Raw genomic sequence first — 17,077 nt, forward strand, 5'->3', positions numbered from 1 at the left:
CTTCCCTCCATTAAAATGCATTTTTAATCAGTCTGATTTCCTCCCCCAAAATGGCTACCACATCAAACCGGCAGGGGATATCTTCCTCCGGATGATGGCGATATAAGTATCCTCTGGCACCATTTTGGAGCCTTATCTGTTTTCTTTTGCCTACAGCTTCCGCCGGATCTCCTTTTGAAAGGTTGAGCCGGTACTTTACTTCAACAAAGACCAGTTCTCTTCCATCCTTTGCGATGATATCAATCTCTCCAAGCTTATCCCGGTAATTGCGTTCTATTATTTCATAGCCGAAGCTCTGCAAATAGGAAGCTGCCATACTCTCATATTCATTCCCGATCTCTCTGGTACTCTTCTTCAAAAGCCTAACGCTCTCCTTCATTCACAAATTTTTTTATAAAGCTCCGTCTATGAATTGGACAAGGCCCATACTCCTTTAATGCACTGATATGTGCTGCCGTCCCATACCCCTTATGTTTGGCAAAGCCGTATTGGGGAAATAATGTATCATACTCTTCCATCATATGATCTCTGGTGACTTTTGCCATAATGCTGGCCGCTGCAATGGACACGCTCTTTCCGTCTCCTTTGATGATGGGCACCTGTTCCATGGTAAGTCCGGGAATGGTAACCGCATCATTTAAAAGAACGTCCGGCTGAAGGCCCAGCTTTCCAACTGCCAGTCTCATCGCCTCATAAGTCGCCTGCAATATATTGATCTCATCAATCCTGTCAGCTCCTACCACACCAACAGCAACTGCTAACGCTTTCTCCTGAATCTCCAAATATAACGCTTCCCGCTTTTTTTCAGACAGCTTTTTGGAATCGTTTAAGTATAAGATCTCACAGTCTCCCGGCAGTATGGCGGCGCCTGCGACTACCGGGCCTGCCAAAGGTCCTCTGCCGGCTTCATCAATGCCGCAGACGATGATATGCTCCTCATACCGGGATTCGTATTCCTTCATCTTCTCTAAACGTTCCTGCTCTGCCTTAAGTTTTTCTTCTGTTAATTTTCTCATTTCCTCTGCTCCCACATTTTGATTGAAAAACAGGGCCGCCCTTTTAAGAGCCGCCCGTGTATTTTTGTATTACTCTTTTGAAGGAAATTCCATGGTCATTCGGCCAAGTTTCCCGTTTCTGAAATCATCAATCAATAAATTGGAAGCCTTAATAAGATCCAGTTCTCCGCCTTTTGCAAGACAGGATCTGGCTCTTGCCACCTCTTCCAATATATGAAACGGTTCTTCCGTTTCTATCCCATACCGTTCTTTCAGTACATTGGGATAATGCTTCACAAGAAAGCGGATCAGTTCCATTGCCAATTCATCTTTGTTTAAAATCTCATCATTAATAGAGCCGATCAAAGCCAGCTTAATCCCTACCTGCTGATCTTCAAACCTGGGCCAGAGAATTCCAGGAGTATCAAGCAGTTCCAGACTCTTATTGAGACGGATCCACTGGTTTCCTTTGGTCACTCCCGGCTTATTGCCTGTTTTTGCACATGCTTTTCCGGCAAAGGAGTTGATAAATGTAGATTTCCCTACGTTTGGAATTCCTACTACCATGGCCCGGACGGGACGGTTTAAAATTCCTCGTCTTCGGTCCCGCTCAATCTTTTCTTTACAGGCGATCTGAACCACATGATTGATCTGCTTCAAACCGGAACCGCTTTTGGAATTTACCTTTACCACGTGGCAGCCCAGAGCCTCAAAGTATTCCGTCCATGCCCCGTTCAAACGCTCATCCGCAAGATCGGACTTATTGAGAAGGACCATCCGGGCTTTCCCGGCTCCCAAATCATCAATATCCGGATTCCGGCTGCTTAACGGCACTCTTGCATCTACCAGTTCTATAATCAAATCAATTAATTTGATATCTTCCTTCATAGCTCTTTTGGCTTTGGTCATATGACCTGGATACCATTGTATATTCATAACATTCCTCTATTTTGAACGAATTAATTCCATCTTTACAAAAGGCATAATCCGAAACCAGACTCTTCCCTGGATCTGACTGCCGCTTACATTGCCGATATTGGAAAACCGGCTGTCCTCACTGCTGTCTCTGTTGTCTCCCAACAGAAAATATTCATCTTCTCCCAGCTTTACAGGCTTTTCTGCCAGTCCAGCCAGAGATACCCGGCCAAGACCTGCCGGTTCTTTCAGCTTCTCACCATCAATATAGATCTCATCGTTTTTAATCTGCACAGTTTCCCCCGGCAGACCAATGACACGTTTTACATTCATCTTCCGGTCTTCTCGCTGAAACACAACCACATCAAAGCGGCCAGGATGACCGAAATCATATGCCAGCCGGTCCATCAAAACCACATCCTCTGATTGAAGGAGGGGATCCATGGAATGTCCAGCGATTACAATCTGAGTGCCAAAAGCATAGACCAGAAACCACGCAAATGCAATCACAACTACAATATCAACAATCCAGTTGACTACATGGCGGAGCTTATTATTGTCTTCACTATGATAAAAATCCATATCAAACACCCCACCTACTAAAGAAAGGGACAATTTACATTGTCCCCTCACATGTTCCGGAATTATCTAACTAATTCTTTAACCTTAGCAGCCTTACCGATTCTGTCTCTTAAGTAATTCAGTTTTGCTCTTCTTACTTTACCCTTTCTAACAACTTCGATGTTGTCTACGGAAGGGGAATGTAATGGCCAGGTCTTCTCAACGCCGATACCGTTTGAGTTCTTTCTTACGGTAAATGTTTCTCTTGCTCCGCCGTTCTGTCTCTTAATGACAGTTCCTTCAAAAATCTGGATTCTTTCGCGGGATCCCTCTTTGATCTTGTTGTATACCTTAACGGTATCACCAACATGGAACTCCGGTACGGACTGCTTTAACTGTGCTGCTTCGATATTCTTAATAATTTCGTTCATTGTGTGAACCTCCTTGATTTTATTTGATGTTCTTAATACTTCATACTGAAATCCGTAACAGAGGAGCATCGCCTTTTCATCACAACATTCTGTATTTTATCATAAAGGACTATGGAATGCAAGTCCTTTCTCTCTTAAATTATTCCCGGTTTTCCTGCTCTTTTTCAAGTTCTTTCAAATATTCTTCTTCTTTTTTTGACAGGACGGCTCCTGCCAGTAAATCGGGTCTTCTCTCTAAAGTTCGTTTGATGGACTGCTCCCGTCTCCAGGTATCAATCTTCTTATGATGTCCGGACAAAAGCACCTCCGGAACCCGCAGTCCCTTGTACTCTTCCGGTCTGGTGTACTGTGGATATTCCAATAAATTGTCATAAAAGGATTCAAACTCTGCAGAAGCATCGTTATTCAAGACTCCGGGAATCAATCTTGAAATGCAGTCGATCATGACCATGGCAGGAAGTTCTCCGCCGGTCAGAACATAATCGCCGATGGATAAGTAATCCGTGGCAATCAGTTCCAACGCCCTTTCATCAATTCCTTCATAATGGCCGCACAGGAACACCAGATCCTCCTCTTTTGCAAGCTCCTTAGCAATCTTCTGATTGAATACCCGTCCCTGGGGAGTCATGTAAATCACACGGGGCTTCTTGCCAATTCTTTCGCAAAGGTCATCATAAGCATCGCAGATGGGCATTGGCTGCATAACCATTCCCGCTCCGCCTCCATAAGGATAATCATCCACATGACGGTGCTTGTCCGTTGAATATTCCCGGATGTCAATGGCCTCAATGGAAAGTAAGCCTTTTTCCGCCGCTCTCCCGATGATACTGGTATTTAGTCCGTTTAAAACCATTTCAGGAAACAGCGTTAATATGTGATAATTCATTCGTACCGCTCCTCCATCTTAATCCAGAAGACCATCCATGATGTGGACAGTAACCGTTTTGTTCTCCAGATCCACCTTTAATACGCATTCCCGGATTGCAGGAAGCAAAACTTCCTTTCCATCGGTTGTCTTCACTTCGTAAACATCATTGGCACCTGTCTTCAGTACATCTGTCAGAGTGCCAAATTCATTGCCGTCTTCCGTAATGACACGGAGACCGATCAAATCAACGATAAAGTTCTCATCCGGTCCAAGGTCTACTGCCTGGTCTCTCGTGATCAACAAGTCTTTGCCCTTGTATTTTTCTATCTCATTGATGGAATCATATCCTTTAAATTTAAGGATTACCATGTTTTTAAAGAATTTTACTCCCTGGATCTCTAAATCCATCTGTTCCCGTCCGGTATCCAGGATTACTTTTTTTAAATTTTTAAAACGGCCTGCGTCATCTGTCGTTGGAAAAACCTTAACTTCTCCCTTTACCCCATGGGTAGAGGAAATCACACCGACTCTCAACAAATTTTCCATCTGTCTCTCCATGTCATACAAAAGAAACCGGATAAGCCTACCCGGTTTTTTCGTATATTTTCACATACCTCTTTTAAAGAACAAAAGAAGACCGTCTTCCCGACAGGCCGGCGGTCTTTCAAGGTTACTGAATCTCTACAGTAACCTTTTTGTCTTCTTTGGAAGCTGCTGCTTTTATAACGGAACGGATTGCTTTTGCAATTCTGCCCTGTTTGCCAATAACCTTACCCATATCGGAAGGTGCAACTGTAAGCTCAAGAATGACTTCATCATCCTTTAAAGTCTCAGTAACAGCAACCTGATCTGGATTATCAACCAGTGCTTTTGCAATTACTTCTACTAATTCCTTCATATGCTTCACCTCTCACTACTGGATACCGGCGATCTTTAAAAGCTTGCTTACAACTTCTGTTGGCTGAGCACCTGTTGCTAACCATTTCTTAGCGTTCTCTTCGTTGAACTTGATTACGCTTGGTTCTGTGTTAGGATCATAGTAACCAACTTCTTCGATAAATCTGCCATCTCTGGGAGATCTGGAATCTGCAACTACAATTCTATAAAAAGGAGCCTTTTTCTGACCCATTCTTTTTAATCTCATCTTTACTGCCATTGTGAAATTCACCTCCTTAAATCTTAAATTTAAAAACTATATATAGCGAACGCAGATACCTGCCTTGCTAACATCAAAGTAAATTAAAACGGTAATTTGAGTTTGCCAAACAATCCGCCGCCATGACGTTTGCCTCCTCCCATCAAACCGGGAAGCTGTTTCATCATCTTCTTCATCTGGTCAAACTGTTTGACGATACGGTTGACTTCGCTGATATCCACGCCGGCACCTTTCGCCACGCGCTGCTTTCTGGAAGCATTCTTCATAAGCTCCGGATTGGTCCGCTCTTTGTCTGTCATGGAAAGAATGATGGCTTCCACACGGTCCATGGCTTTTTCATCAATATCAATATCTTTCAATTGATTCATGCCTGGCATCATGCTCATAATGCTGGCCATTCCGCCCATATTCTTGACCTGGCTCATCTGTTCCAGGAAGTCATTATAATCAAATTCCGCTTTTCGGAGCTTTTGGGATAGCTCTTTTGCCTTTTCTTCGTCGACCTGGTTTTCTGCCTTCTCAATCAGAGAAAGGATGTCTCCCATGCCAAGAATTCTGGAGGCCATACGATCCGGATAAAACTGTTCTAAATCAGAAAGCTTTTCGCCCATACCCACATAAAGAACCGGCTTTCCGGTAACCGCACGGATCGAAAGAGCCGCACCTCCTCGGGTATCTCCATCAAGCTTTGTAACGATAACACCGTCAATGCCAATCTTATCATTGAACATTCCGGCAACATTCACCGCATCCTGTCCAGTCATGGCATCAACCACCAAAATGGTCTGGTCAACCGCTACCACCTCTTTGATTTCAATCAGCTCATTCATCATGTCCTCATCAATATGAAGACGTCCGGCTGTATCGAGAATCACCACATTCTGATCATTCTTTGCGGCAGACGCAATGGCTGCCTTAGCAATGTCAGCCGGTTTATGATTTTCCCCCATGGAAAAAACCGGGACACCCTGCTTCTCTCCGTTGATCTGGAGCTGCTTGATTGCGGCAGGACGGTAAACGTCACAGGCAACCAGCAGAGGCTTTCTGCCCTTTGCCTTTAACTTACCGGCAATCTTGGCTGTGGTTGTGGTTTTACCGGCACCCTGAAGACCGGCCATTAAAATGACAGTGATATCACTGGCAGGCTTTAACTGGATTTCTGTTGTATCAGAGCCCATTAAGTTTACCAGTTCTTCATTCACAATCTTTATTACCATCTGTCCCGGAGTCAGGCTGTTCTGGACATCTTGTCCAATGGCACGCTCCTGTACAGCACTGATAAACTGCTTTACAACCTTAAAGCTAACATCGGCTTCCAACAAAGCCATTTTGACTTCTTTAAGTGCTGTTTTTACATCGGCCTCAGACAAACGTCCTTTGCCTCTCAAATTCTTAAATACGTTTTGTAATTTGTCGGATAAGCTCTCAAAAGCCATCTAACGCCCTCCTAATGAGCTTCCAGCTCGATGATTTCGCCCGATATCTCTTCGATGCGATGGATCAGATCCATGTTCCTGCTCCCGGAAAATTCTTTCGTCAGGTGTTGGATTTCTCTGGCCAGTTTTTTTGTCTGTTCAAACTTCTCCATAAGATGAAGCTTTTCTTCATAACCTTCCAGAATCTTATTGCACCGCTTGATCAGGTCATGTACCCCCTGGCGGCTGATTCCCTGTTCCTCTGCAATCTCACTTAAAGACAGGTCGTAAAAAACCACATCTTCATAGACGTGTCTCTGATGCTCCGTTAAAAGCGCACCATAGAAATCATACAGCAATCCTTGTCTTGCAATCTTTTCCATATCATCACCTGTGATATCATACAATATTTTTTCTATGGTGTCAAGTATTTTTTCTTTACACCCTTTCCGTCTGCTGGTTTGTTATCCTCTGACGCAGGGGAGCGGAAAGAAAATTCTTCATAATATAGTATAGTTTTTTGCTGTGAACAATATAGCTTCCATGACTTTCTCCCGGTAAAATCCTTAGAGCACTGTGCCTGATCTGAGAGGCAAGATAACGGGTATGAGCCTCACGGACCATGTCCTTTTCCCCTGCCAGTATGAGTGTCGGCACAGAAATCTGCCGCAGTTCTTTTCCCGTAATGACAGGTTCTTTTTGTATCATCCGTCTCCGGTGATCTCCTGTCACTGCTTCTGTGACCGCAAAAATTTTAAGCCACCAGAATTTTAAACCACGGGGGCAGAAATTGGCACCGCAAAGCACCAGTTTTTTAAAAAGTCCCGGATACCGGATGCCCAAAAGAAGGCCGATGATTCCACCGTCGCTGAAGCCGCAGAAATAAGGATTTTTTAGCTTCAATGCTCTGGCAAACGCTGCTACATCCGCTGCCATGGCTTCATACCCAATTGATTTTACACGCATGCTTTTTCCATGGCTCCTGGAATCCAGCAAATATACGGTATAACTTTTTTTGAGCATCTGCGCCGTTTCATAAAAAATACGGTGATCCTGTGCGTTCCCATGGACAAGAATTATGGGCCGGCCCCTTCCTGCCTTCTCATAAAACAGTGTAACTCCATTTACCTCAATATACACGAAACAGCTCCTTATCCGGCCGGTACAATCTCGATCCAGTATCCGTCCGGGTCACTGATAAAATAAATGCCCATTCCAGGGTTCTCAAAGCAGATGATCCCCATCTCATCATGCTTTTTATGGAGTTCATCAAATTCATCTACATGGAAAGCCAGATGAAATTCGCATTCTCCCAGGTTATAGGGTTCTTTTCTGTCTGTCAGATAAGTAAGCTCCAGTGTAAAATCGCTGATTCCGTCTCCAAGATATACTAACTTAAAGGAACCGTCGTCCGCAACTTTTTCCCGGACAGGAGTAAGTCCCAGAGCATCGTTATAAAATTTCAGGCTCTTATCCAAATCCAGGACATTAAAATTAAAATGGTTGAATTTTATCATATTTTTCCCCTTTCTTCTTTTAAATAAAGGCTGCTGCAAAATGGAGACCAGATATTCTTCTATCTGCATTCTGCAACAGCCCTGTAACATGACTATTTGGTCGGCACAAGCGCCTTCACGCCACCCATATATGGCTGTAACGCATCCGGAATCTTAACGGTTCCGTCTGCCTGTAAGTTGTTCTCTAAGAAAGCGATTAACATTCTTGGGGGAGCAACCACGGTGTTATTCAAGGTATGAGCAAAATACTTTGTTCCATCTTCTGCTGCTACCCGGATTTTCAGTCTTCTTGCCTGAGCTTCTCCTAAATTGGAGCAGCTTCCTACTTCAAAGTACTTTTTCTGTCTTGGAGACCAGGCTTCCACATCCACGGATTTCACCTTTAAATCCGCAAGGTCACCGGAACAGCACTCCAGAGTTCTTACGGGAATATCCAGGGAACGGAATAAATCAACCGTATTCTGCCATAACTTTTCATACCAGTCCATGCTTTCCTCCGGCTTGCAGACCACAATCATCTCCTGCTTTTCAAACTGGTGAATGCGGTATACACCTCTTTCCTCCAGGCCATGAGCCCCCTTTTCCTTACGGAAGCATGGAGAATAACTGGTAAGCGTCTGAGGAAGTTTGGATTCCGGAAGAATGGTATCAATGAATTTTCCGATCATGGAATGTTCACTGGTCCCGATCAAATATAAGTCTTCGCCTTCGATCTTATACATCATGGCATCCATCTCGGCAAAACTCATAACCCCTGTCACAACTTCGCTGCGGATCATAAACGGGGGAATACAGTATTTGAATCCACGATTGATCATGAAATCTCTGGCATAAGAAATCACAGACGAATGAAGTCTTGCAATGTCACCCATGAGATAATAAAAGCCGTTTCCTGCGACTTTTCTTGCACTGTCAAGGTCAATTCCATCAAAGCTTTCCATAATGTCCGTGTGATACGGAATCTCAAATTCAGGAACCACCGGCTCACCGTAACGCTGGACTTCCACGTTCTCACTGTCATCTTTTCCAATTGGAACACTTGGATCAATGATATTGGGAATGGTCATCATGATTTTTTTGATTTTTTCCTCTAAATCACGTTCCTTTTCTTCCAGAGCAGCAAGATGATCCGAAGCATCCGTAACTTTCTTCTTCATCTCCTCTGCTTCCTCTTTCTTTCCCTGTCCCATCAAGGCCCCGATCTGTTTGGAAAGTTTGTTGCGCTCTGCTCTTAAGGCATCCCCTTCCTGCTTTGCCGCACGATTCTGCTCATCCAGTGCAATGACTTCATCCACCAATGGCAGCTTGCTGTCCTGAAACTTTTTTTTGATGTTTTCCTTTACAATTTCAGGATTTTCTCTTACAAACCTCAAATCTAACATGGTATTCCTCCTGGTTTCTCATAAATATTCTTTTGCGGAATCAGATCCACATAATAATCTGCCGTTGATTATACTACAAAAAAAGGGCAAAGAAAAGCCCTTTTCCTAAATTCCCCTTTTGCAATCTCATTCTCAGCTCCGGATAAGCACAGAAAGCAATTCTTCAAAGCATACCCCGTTTTCCCTTGGTACATTCAGCTGGTCCGATTTTATGATACAGCGTTTTACAAAATCAGCTGCTTTTTTTACCCCAGCCGTCAAAGGAACGCCTTTTACCGCCTGGGCAGCAACAATACTGGAAAAAACATCTCCCGTTCCCGGGCGTTCTCTTCCCACACGCAATGAACGGAGAAAATGTCCGGTCCCATCCTTTTGAAGGACCACATTGGTAATAAAGCCGCCTTCTGTCACTCCGGTAATCACCACTTCTTCCGGTCCCATCTGCTGTATCTCAGATGCCATCCGGATCAGCTCCGCCCGCTTCCAGCCATCTTTTCGGTACTCCCGTCCCGTGAGAATACATGCTTCTGTCAGATTGGGAGTCACGATATCTCCATATCCAACCAGCTCCTTCATCCGGCTGCACAGCAATGGCGTATAGGTCTCATAGGCTTTTCCGTGATCTCCCATGATCGGGTCAATGATCACCTTGGTATCCGGCAAAGAAAATTCCTTTATCATATCAATCACAATCTGGATTTGTGCTTCCGATCCCAAAAAACCGCTGTAAATACCATCAAAAGAAAGGTCCAGTTTTTTCCACTGTTCAATGTATTTTGGCATCTTTTCCGTATAATCATCAAAAAAATAAGTGGGAAAGCCGGTATGATTGGATAATATGGAGGTAGGAACCGGACAGCACTGGATCTTTAAGGCGGAAAGAATGGGTATGACTACGGTCAAAGAGCATCGCCCATAACCGGAAAGATCATTAATGACAGCAATTTTTTTCTGTTGTTTTTCTGACGTCATAAGAACTCCTAATGAATTTTTGAATATAAACCGGACTTGACCAGAGCATTCCTAAGCGGCAGGTAGATAACAACGGAAACGATGGCCGAAGTCACTGCATTGATCAAAGTAGCGGCGGCATTCCATACCAGAGAAACCTCTGCGGCAGGTTTTCCAAGAATCAATAACTTATAAAAATAACCGACCAAAGGATCAAAAATCACATTGAACAAAAGTCCCCCGGCGGCAGCCAGAGCAGTCCAGACAAGGATATGCATTTTATCGGAAGATTCCCCGATTCTTCCCAGTCGATGGGCCAGAAAACCGGTAATCAGACCAATGCATAACTTTAAAAGAAAGGTTTTGGGTGCATAGATTGCATAGACCGGATCAAAGAGATCCCCTATGGTCATTCCGACAGCACCGCCCAAGCCTCCATAAAGGCCCCCGAGAAGCAAAGCACCTAAAACACAGACTGCATTGCCCAGGTGGATGGAAGTGGCATCTCCTCCCGGAAGCGTGATCTTAAACTGCAAAAATGTGAACACCACATAGGACATTGCTGCAAAAAGTCCGGTGAGTGCAACCTTATAAATTCTTTTACTGGATTGATTCATAAATCGTTCCTCCCTTGCTGCATTTGCTGACCCTATCTTACCATGCAGGTGGAATGATATAAATATCCAGTTTTAATATATTAAACCATACCAGTCTAATCGTGGGATTCCACACAGATCAGAGTCCCGGAATCAAATTCCACTTTGCCGGATGCCCCCATCAGCTCATTGCTGATACAAAGACTGGTTCCGATGGTAATATCCTTTTTGAAAAGCGGATACTTAAATCCGGTGAGGGTAATGCCTTTTACCTCTTCGCTCAGAGGAAGGAAGGAAATGTATTTTCCATAGATCTTATCCGCTTCAAAGGTACGGGACTTCTCTATGACTGTGATCCAGTTTCTTTCATCTGCAATCGCTGCCTCCACCCCTTTTTTTAAGCAGGCATAAAGGAGATGGAGATTCCCAAGAAAATGATCCTGTCTTCCACCGGTGGCTCCCAGTAAAACCAGCTTTGTGCAGCCAAGTCTGATTGCCGTATTTAATGCCAGTTCCGTATCTGTCTCGTCTTTTTCCGGTTTATGGATTTCCCACGTGATATTCTCATGTTTGTTCTTATAATCCTGAAGCACCGATTCCTCTACGGAATCAAAATCTCCAACGATAACCTTGGGAGTCAGATTCAGCTTAAATACAGCATTGAGGCCACGGTCGACTGCGATCACCATGTCAAACTGTCTGTTTTCCAAAAAACCTTTGGCAAATTCATAGTCCAGAGGTCCTCCCGTTACAATCAAGCCTGTAATGTCTTTATTCACCGCTCATATTCCCCGAATATTTTCAAAAACTCTTTGGTGTTGGCAACAGCATCGCCTTTAAAAACGGCAGAACCTGCTACAAACACATTCGCTCCCGCTTCAATCAGCTGCCGCACATTTGCACATGTGACACCGCCGTCAACCTGGATATCTGTTTCAAGCCCCCGTTCCCTGCACATGGCTCTTAAAGCTTTAATCTTTGGAAGTGTATAAGGAATGAATTTCTGACCTCCGAATCCGGGATTTACGGACATGATAAGTACCATGTCAACCTCCGGCAGAATGCAGTCAAGGACAGAAAGGGGAGTTGCCGGATTTAAAGCGATTCCTGCTTTTAAGCCTGCTTCCTTAATTTGATTTACGGTACGGTCCAGATGGACGCAGGCTTCCGCATGGACGCAGATCAAATCAGCTCCGGCTGCTTTGATGTCGCTTACATACCTTCCCGGTTCCTCAACCATCATATGCACATCGAATACCCGGTCCGTGCAGCTTCTCAAACTGCTGATCACCGGCATCCCAAATGAAATGCTGGGTACAAATGCACCATCCATTACATCCAAATGAATATAGTGTGCTCCGGCTTCCGCTACCGCTGACACCTGCTGTCCAAGATTTTTAAAATCCGCAGCCAATATAGATGGGGCTAGTTTTAACATATTAATATCTCCTTTTTTCTTTCAGTTCCTGATATAAAAGCCGGTAATTCTCATAACGGTTCCGGCTGATGGTTCCTTCTTCCACCGCATCTTTCACACCGCAGTCTCTTTCTCCAATATGGACGCATCCGAGAAAACGGCAGTTTTCCTCATAGGCCTCAAACTCCGGAAAATAATTCTTTAAATGGCCGCATTCCATATCTTCGATATACATGGAGCTAAATCCAGGGGTATCCATCATATAGGTACTGTCCCCCATATCGAAAAGCTCCGAATGTCTGGTCGTGTGCTTCCCTCTTTGTATCTTTTCGCTGATGGTTCCGGTCTCCATCTCCGCCTGAGGATACAAAAGATTGGTAAGAGAGGACTTTCCTACACCCGAAGGACCTGCAAGAACCGTGGTCTTTCCCTTTAGGAGAGTCCTTATCTCTTTTATTCCCTGATTTTTCCGGGTACTGGTGAAATACACCGGATATCCTGCTGTTTCATAAATCTGTTTAAGCTCCAGCATCTTTTCATCGCCTGTTAAATCAATTTTATTAAAACAGATATTGACAGGAACCTCCTGAACCTCCATCATAACGAGGAAACGGTCCAGAAGGTTTAAATTAGGTTCAGGATGGGTTATGGAAAACAACACCAGAGCCTGGTCCACATTGGCAACAGAAGGACGGATGAGTGCATTCTTACGGGGAAGGATCTCATCAATGTTTCCTTTCCGTTCCGCTTCATCCAGTATGGTAATACTCACATCATCCCCTACCAGAGGTTTTAAATTCTTGTTGCGGAAAATTCCTTTTGCCTTGCACTCGTAAAGATTTCCGTCCATTGCATGTACATAATAAAATCCTGCAATTCCTTTCAATATTTTTCCTGTCATATATAATCCCTTACGATTGTGGTACCGGAACAAATGTGATGGAATAAGAATCAATCACTTCTCCAGTCTCCACATTTACAATTTCTACGGTTCCGCTTGTGACACCGTAAGCTCCTTCAATATTTTTAAATGATACGGGAAGCATCTGGTCACCATTCATAGTGACCGGTCCCATAAGTTCCCTTATCACATCTTTTCCGTTCACCGACTGCCGAAGCTGTATCTTGAGAGTCAGCTGGGTGCTTCCGGAGCCTGGTCCAATGATTCTCTGTAACGAATAGGATTTGTCAATGGAGGCTAAGTATCTGTATTTTGACTGTTGAGCGGTTCCGGTGCTGACAACATAATTCACCGCACTCCCTGCTTCTAGCTGCGTGCCTGCCGCCGAGGACTGGCTGATGACATTTCCTCTTGGTACCGTTTCAGAGGCGGCCTCCGTAATCGTACCTTCTGCCAGGCCAGCATCCGCAAGCAGCTCTCCAGCCAGTTCCCTGGTCTGGCCCGTAATATTGGGCACGGTTACCGGGTTTATGAGCGCAGGACCGCTGCTGGATACAATGGTTACCGTCTCTCCTTCTTTTGCTTCAAACGGACTGTAACTGATGACATAGCCGTTTGATACGCTGTCGCTGCTCTTTTGTTCCACTTCTACTTTCAGACCTTTTGCTTCCAGTGTTGACTTTGCAGTTGCCGCGTCCATTTTTTCAAGCCCAAGTTTTGATAAATCAATGGTGATGTGCTCCGGGCCTTTACTGATCACAACATATACCGCTGAGTACTTGTCAACCACAGTTCCGGCAGATGGTTCCTGAGAAACAATATCCCCTTCGGCAACGGATTCTGAAAACACATAATCACTGGTCTTCATATACAGACCGCCGCTGTTCTTTAATTTCTGCGATGCTATATCTGCAGCTAGTCCAATGACATCCGGCATCTTCACACTCTTATCGCTTAAAGTTTCTTCTTTCGATACCTCCGCCGTTGATTCCGGCATTTTAGAAGAACCGGAGCGAAACAAACCGCCGATCTTGGCAAAAACAACAAGCAGCACAATCACAATGATCACCGCAACTAAAATTCCTGCAGCAGTCAGAAGCTTTTCGATCTTGGGATTAATATCTTCCTCCGAATCTTCTTTTTTTGTTCTGCCTGCCGGCATCTGGGCATCCTGTTTTCTTTCCGGACGGCGTTCATTTCTCTGCTCCTTCTTCCGGTTGCCGGGAACATCAGAGGGCCGGTCTGACGAAACTTTTCTTCCCGAACGGATCTGCTCCAGCTCAGGTTTCCCAATGATAACCGTCTGGGAATCGTCTATCTGAGGATTGTGATGGACAAAATCTCCATCCGGGTCCACCAGCGCATGCCGTAAATCCGCAATCACTTCAACCATACTTGCATATCGGTATTCCGGTTTTTTTTCTGTGCTTTTTAAAATAATGTTCTCAAGCCCTACGGGAATGTCTTCGTTATAATAACTGGGCGGAGTAATGGGCGTTTCCAAATGTGCCAGGGCTACGGTAACCGTATTATCTCCCTGAAAGGGGACTCTGCCGGCCACCATCTCATACATGGTGATGCCCAGAGAGTAAATATCACTTCTTACATCGCTGTATCCCCCTCTTGCCTGTTCCGGTGATATGTAATGGACAGAGCCTACCGCAGTGGCACTAAGAGTCTGGGAAGTAGCGGCCCTTGCAATCCCAAAATCCGCCACCTTTACCTTGCCATCTCTGGCAATGATAATATTCTGTGGTTTGATATCCCTATGTATGATGCCCTGTTCATGTGCCGCAGAAATCCCCTGAGCCACCTGCATGGCAACACCAATGGCTTCCTTGACATCAAGGCAGCCTTTTTTTGATATATAATTTTTTAATGTAATTCCTTCAATCAGTTCCATTACGATGTAATGGAGATTCCCCTCATCCACAACGTCGTATATATTTACAATATTGGGGTGGGAAAGACGGGCGGCTGCCTGAGCCTCCATCTTAAATTTACTGACGAAACCACTGTCAGAACTGAATTCTTCTTTTAATAATTTTATGGCAACAAGGCGGTTTAATTTATGGCACAGGGCCTTAAACACATTTGACATGCCGCCGGAACCGATCTGTTCCAGTATTTCATATCTTTCTTGTAAAAATGTGCCAGGTCTTAGAATCATAAGCTTTCCTCCCCGCCAACTTCCGGATCAATCAAAACAACTGCTATGTTGTCTTTCCCGCCATTGTCATTGGCTACTGTTATCAATTTCTCTGCCTTTTCCTTCAGGTCCAGCTCTGAGCAGATAATTTCTTCCATCTCAGCGTCCTCCAGCATATTGCTGAGTCCATCGGAACACATAAGTATATAATCTCCCGGTTCCAGGCTGACCTCAAAAAAATCGATCTCCAGCTTATCTTCCGTACCAACTGCTCTTGTAATAATGTTCTTTTTTTCCCGGTAATCCCGGCTTCCCCGTTCCATCTGACCCAGGGAAACCAATTCTTCCACATAGGAGTGATCCTTCGTAATCTGCTTCAGCTGATTCCTGACCAGATACAGCCGGCTGTCTCCCACATTGGCTACATACATAGAGGAATCCTCGATCACAGCTGCCACCAGGGTCGTACCCATGCCATTCAATTCTGCCTTTTCCCTGGATTCCTTATAAAGCATACCGTTGACTTTTTCAATTCCCTCCCGCAAAAGAGGGATGATCCCGGTTTCACTGGCCTGTTTTAAATGTTCCACCAGATGTTCCGAAATATATCTGGAAGCATAATCTCCGGCCTGATGACCGCCCATTCCGTCTGCAACTATAAAAAGGTTAGGCAGCAAACCGACTGTTTCGGCAGAGGCATAGACATAATCCTGATTGGCCGTACGGACTCTTCCGATATCGGTCATAGCGTAAGCCTTCATCGTTTCTATCTCCCTTCCTCTTTACTCCTGATTGATAAAACTCTTTCTAAGCTGTCCACAGGCACCGTTAATATCACGTCCCATTTCTCTTCTTATAGTAACATTAATTCCGTTTTTTTCAAGATAATTTTTAAAGTCCAGGATCGCCTTCTTGTCTGATTGCACATAATCCCGTTCTTTGATCGGATTTACCGGTATGAGATTTACGTGGCCATGGATGCCTTTTAAAAGAGCAGAAAGAGCGGCAGCTTCTTTTAAATTATCGTTGACTCCGCTTACCAGGCTGTATTCAAACGTAAGCCTTCTTCCTGTTTTTTCAAAATATTCCTGACAGGCAGGCAATACCTCCGTCAAAGAATAACGGTTGGCAATGGGCATCAGACTCCTTCGCACTTCATCGTTAGGAGCATGAAGAGAAAGTGCCAGCGTGATCTGAAGATCTTCCTCTGCCAGTTTCCGGATTCCGGGCACAATGCCGCAGGTCGATACCGTAATATTCCGCTGACTGATATTCAAACCGTTTTCATCGGTGAGAAGGTGGATAAAAGCAATCAGATTGTCATAGTTATCCATAGGCTCTCCAGACCCCATGACCACAACGTTGGAAACCCTTTCTCCCGTAGCTTTCTGAATCCGGTATATCTGATCAAGCATCTCGGAAGGGGTCAGATTCCGTTCCAGACCATCAAGGGTGGAAGCACAGAAACGGCAGCCCATGCGGCAGCCCACCTGGGATGAGATGCAGACGGAATTGCCGTGTTTATATTTCATTAAAACACTTTCAATGATATTCCCATCGGAAAGGCCAAATAAATACTTTCTCGTTCCGTCTATTTTTGAAATTTTTTCCTCTACGACCACAAGGGATGTAAATGCTGCTGACTGCAGCAATTTTTCTTTCAGAGATTTTGGAAGGTTGGTCATTTCATCGTAATCAGAAGCCAGTTTCTTGTGCATCCACTCATAAAGCTGTTTTGCACGGAACGGTTTTTCTCCAATTGACATCATATAGGAAGTCAGTTTCTCCAGATTCAGAGATTTTATATCTGTTTTTACCATTTT

22 protein-coding genes are annotated in these 17,077 nt (G+C 44.5%); all 22 read right to left on the minus strand.

The window, feature by feature from the left end; translation table 11 throughout:
- Positions 1–10: 10 nt before the first annotated feature.
- Positions 11–358 carry a YraN family protein gene (locus VIG27_RS09085; protein WP_394522175.1) on the minus strand — a complete coding sequence of 116 codons (348 nt, stop codon included), beginning with the start codon at positions 356–358 and terminating at the stop codon, positions 11–13.
- Between the two features lie 4 nt (positions 359–362).
- Entirely contained in the window at positions 363–1,016 is a 654-nt protein-coding gene (locus VIG27_RS09090) for a ribonuclease HII (protein ID WP_394522176.1), read from the minus strand.
- A gap of 69 nt (positions 1,017–1,085) precedes the next feature.
- Positions 1,086–1,931, minus strand: coding sequence for a ribosome biogenesis GTPase YlqF (gene ylqF, locus VIG27_RS09095; RefSeq protein ID WP_394522177.1), 846 nt, complete (start codon positions 1,929–1,931; stop codon positions 1,086–1,088).
- A 9-nt stretch (positions 1,932–1,940) separates the two neighbouring features.
- Positions 1,941–2,492 (minus strand): signal peptidase I, encoded by a 552-nt coding sequence (gene lepB / locus VIG27_RS09100; protein ID WP_394522178.1) that lies wholly within the window; start codon positions 2,490–2,492, stop codon positions 1,941–1,943.
- Between the two features lie 62 nt (positions 2,493–2,554).
- The gene (rplS, locus tag VIG27_RS09105) at positions 2,555–2,902 is read right to left on the minus strand and encodes a 50S ribosomal protein L19 (protein WP_394522179.1); all 348 of its coding nucleotides are present in this window, start codon (positions 2,900–2,902) and stop codon (positions 2,555–2,557) included.
- A 139-nt stretch (positions 2,903–3,041) separates the two neighbouring features.
- Positions 3,042–3,788, minus strand: coding sequence for a tRNA (guanosine(37)-N1)-methyltransferase TrmD (gene trmD, locus VIG27_RS09110; protein WP_394522180.1), 747 nt, complete (start codon positions 3,786–3,788; stop codon positions 3,042–3,044).
- Positions 3,789–3,806: 18 nt separating this feature from the next.
- On the minus strand, positions 3,807–4,316 hold the full coding sequence (rimM, locus tag VIG27_RS09115; protein WP_394522181.1) for a ribosome maturation factor RimM: 510 nt from the start codon (positions 4,314–4,316) through the stop codon (positions 3,807–3,809).
- A gap of 124 nt (positions 4,317–4,440) precedes the next feature.
- Entirely contained in the window at positions 4,441–4,668 is a 228-nt protein-coding gene (locus VIG27_RS09120) for a KH domain-containing protein (protein WP_394522182.1), read from the minus strand.
- A 15-nt stretch (positions 4,669–4,683) separates the two neighbouring features.
- Positions 4,684–4,926, minus strand: coding sequence for a 30S ribosomal protein S16 (gene rpsP, locus VIG27_RS09125; protein ID WP_394522183.1), 243 nt, complete (start codon positions 4,924–4,926; stop codon positions 4,684–4,686).
- 83 nt (positions 4,927–5,009) lie between these two features.
- Complete coding sequence (gene ffh / locus VIG27_RS09130; protein ID WP_394522184.1) at positions 5,010–6,362, minus strand: signal recognition particle protein; 1,353 nt, start codon at positions 6,360–6,362, stop codon at positions 5,010–5,012.
- An 11-nt stretch (positions 6,363–6,373) separates the two neighbouring features.
- Entirely contained in the window at positions 6,374–6,724 is a 351-nt protein-coding gene (gene ylxM / locus VIG27_RS09135) for a YlxM family DNA-binding protein (protein ID WP_394522185.1), read from the minus strand.
- A 55-nt stretch (positions 6,725–6,779) separates the two neighbouring features.
- Entirely contained in the window at positions 6,780–7,481 is a 702-nt protein-coding gene (locus tag VIG27_RS09140; RefSeq protein WP_394522186.1) for an alpha/beta fold hydrolase, read from the minus strand.
- A gap of 11 nt (positions 7,482–7,492) precedes the next feature.
- Positions 7,493–7,858, minus strand: a complete 366-nt coding sequence (locus tag VIG27_RS09145; RefSeq protein ID WP_394522187.1) for a VOC family protein — start codon at positions 7,856–7,858, stop codon at positions 7,493–7,495.
- Between the two features lie 92 nt (positions 7,859–7,950).
- Positions 7,951–9,240 (minus strand): serine--tRNA ligase, encoded by a 1,290-nt coding sequence (gene serS / locus VIG27_RS09150; RefSeq protein WP_394522188.1) that lies wholly within the window; start codon positions 9,238–9,240, stop codon positions 7,951–7,953.
- A 132-nt stretch (positions 9,241–9,372) separates the two neighbouring features.
- Positions 9,373–10,212: a pyridoxamine kinase gene (locus VIG27_RS09155; RefSeq protein WP_394522189.1), complete on the minus strand. Its 840-nt coding sequence runs from the start codon at positions 10,210–10,212 to the stop codon at positions 9,373–9,375.
- 8 nt (positions 10,213–10,220) lie between these two features.
- Positions 10,221–10,808 carry an ECF transporter S component gene (locus VIG27_RS09160; protein ID WP_394522190.1) on the minus strand — a complete coding sequence of 196 codons (588 nt, stop codon included), beginning with the start codon at positions 10,806–10,808 and terminating at the stop codon, positions 10,221–10,223.
- A gap of 95 nt (positions 10,809–10,903) precedes the next feature.
- Positions 10,904–11,566 carry a thiamine diphosphokinase gene (locus VIG27_RS09165; RefSeq protein ID WP_394522191.1) on the minus strand — a complete coding sequence of 221 codons (663 nt, stop codon included), beginning with the start codon at positions 11,564–11,566 and terminating at the stop codon, positions 10,904–10,906.
- On the minus strand, positions 11,563–12,225 hold the full coding sequence (gene rpe, locus VIG27_RS09170; RefSeq protein ID WP_394522193.1) for a ribulose-phosphate 3-epimerase: 663 nt from the start codon (positions 12,223–12,225) through the stop codon (positions 11,563–11,565). Before rpe ends, VIG27_RS09165 begins: the two co-directional genes overlap by 4 nt.
- Before the next feature lies 1 nt (position 12,226).
- Positions 12,227–13,105 (minus strand): ribosome small subunit-dependent GTPase A, encoded by an 879-nt coding sequence (gene rsgA / locus VIG27_RS09175; RefSeq protein WP_394522194.1) that lies wholly within the window; start codon positions 13,103–13,105, stop codon positions 12,227–12,229.
- A gap of 10 nt (positions 13,106–13,115) precedes the next feature.
- Entirely contained in the window at positions 13,116–15,275 is a 2,160-nt protein-coding gene (gene pknB, locus VIG27_RS09180; protein WP_394522195.1) for a Stk1 family PASTA domain-containing Ser/Thr kinase, read from the minus strand.
- A complete protein-coding gene (locus VIG27_RS09185; RefSeq protein WP_394522196.1) occupies positions 15,272–16,015 on the minus strand; it encodes a Stp1/IreP family PP2C-type Ser/Thr phosphatase in 744 nt (247 codons plus the stop codon). Before VIG27_RS09185 ends, pknB begins: the two co-directional genes overlap by 4 nt.
- A 21-nt stretch (positions 16,016–16,036) precedes the next feature.
- Positions 16,037–17,074 (minus strand): 23S rRNA (adenine(2503)-C(2))-methyltransferase RlmN, encoded by a 1,038-nt coding sequence (gene rlmN / locus VIG27_RS09190; protein WP_394522197.1) that lies wholly within the window; start codon positions 17,072–17,074, stop codon positions 16,037–16,039.
- Positions 17,075–17,077: the final 3 nt, after the last annotated feature.

The sequence above is a fragment of the Lacrimispora sinapis genome (assembly GCF_043633585.1).
In the GTDB taxonomy this organism is placed as follows: Bacteria; Bacillota; Clostridia; order Lachnospirales; family Lachnospiraceae; genus Lacrimispora; species Lacrimispora sinapis.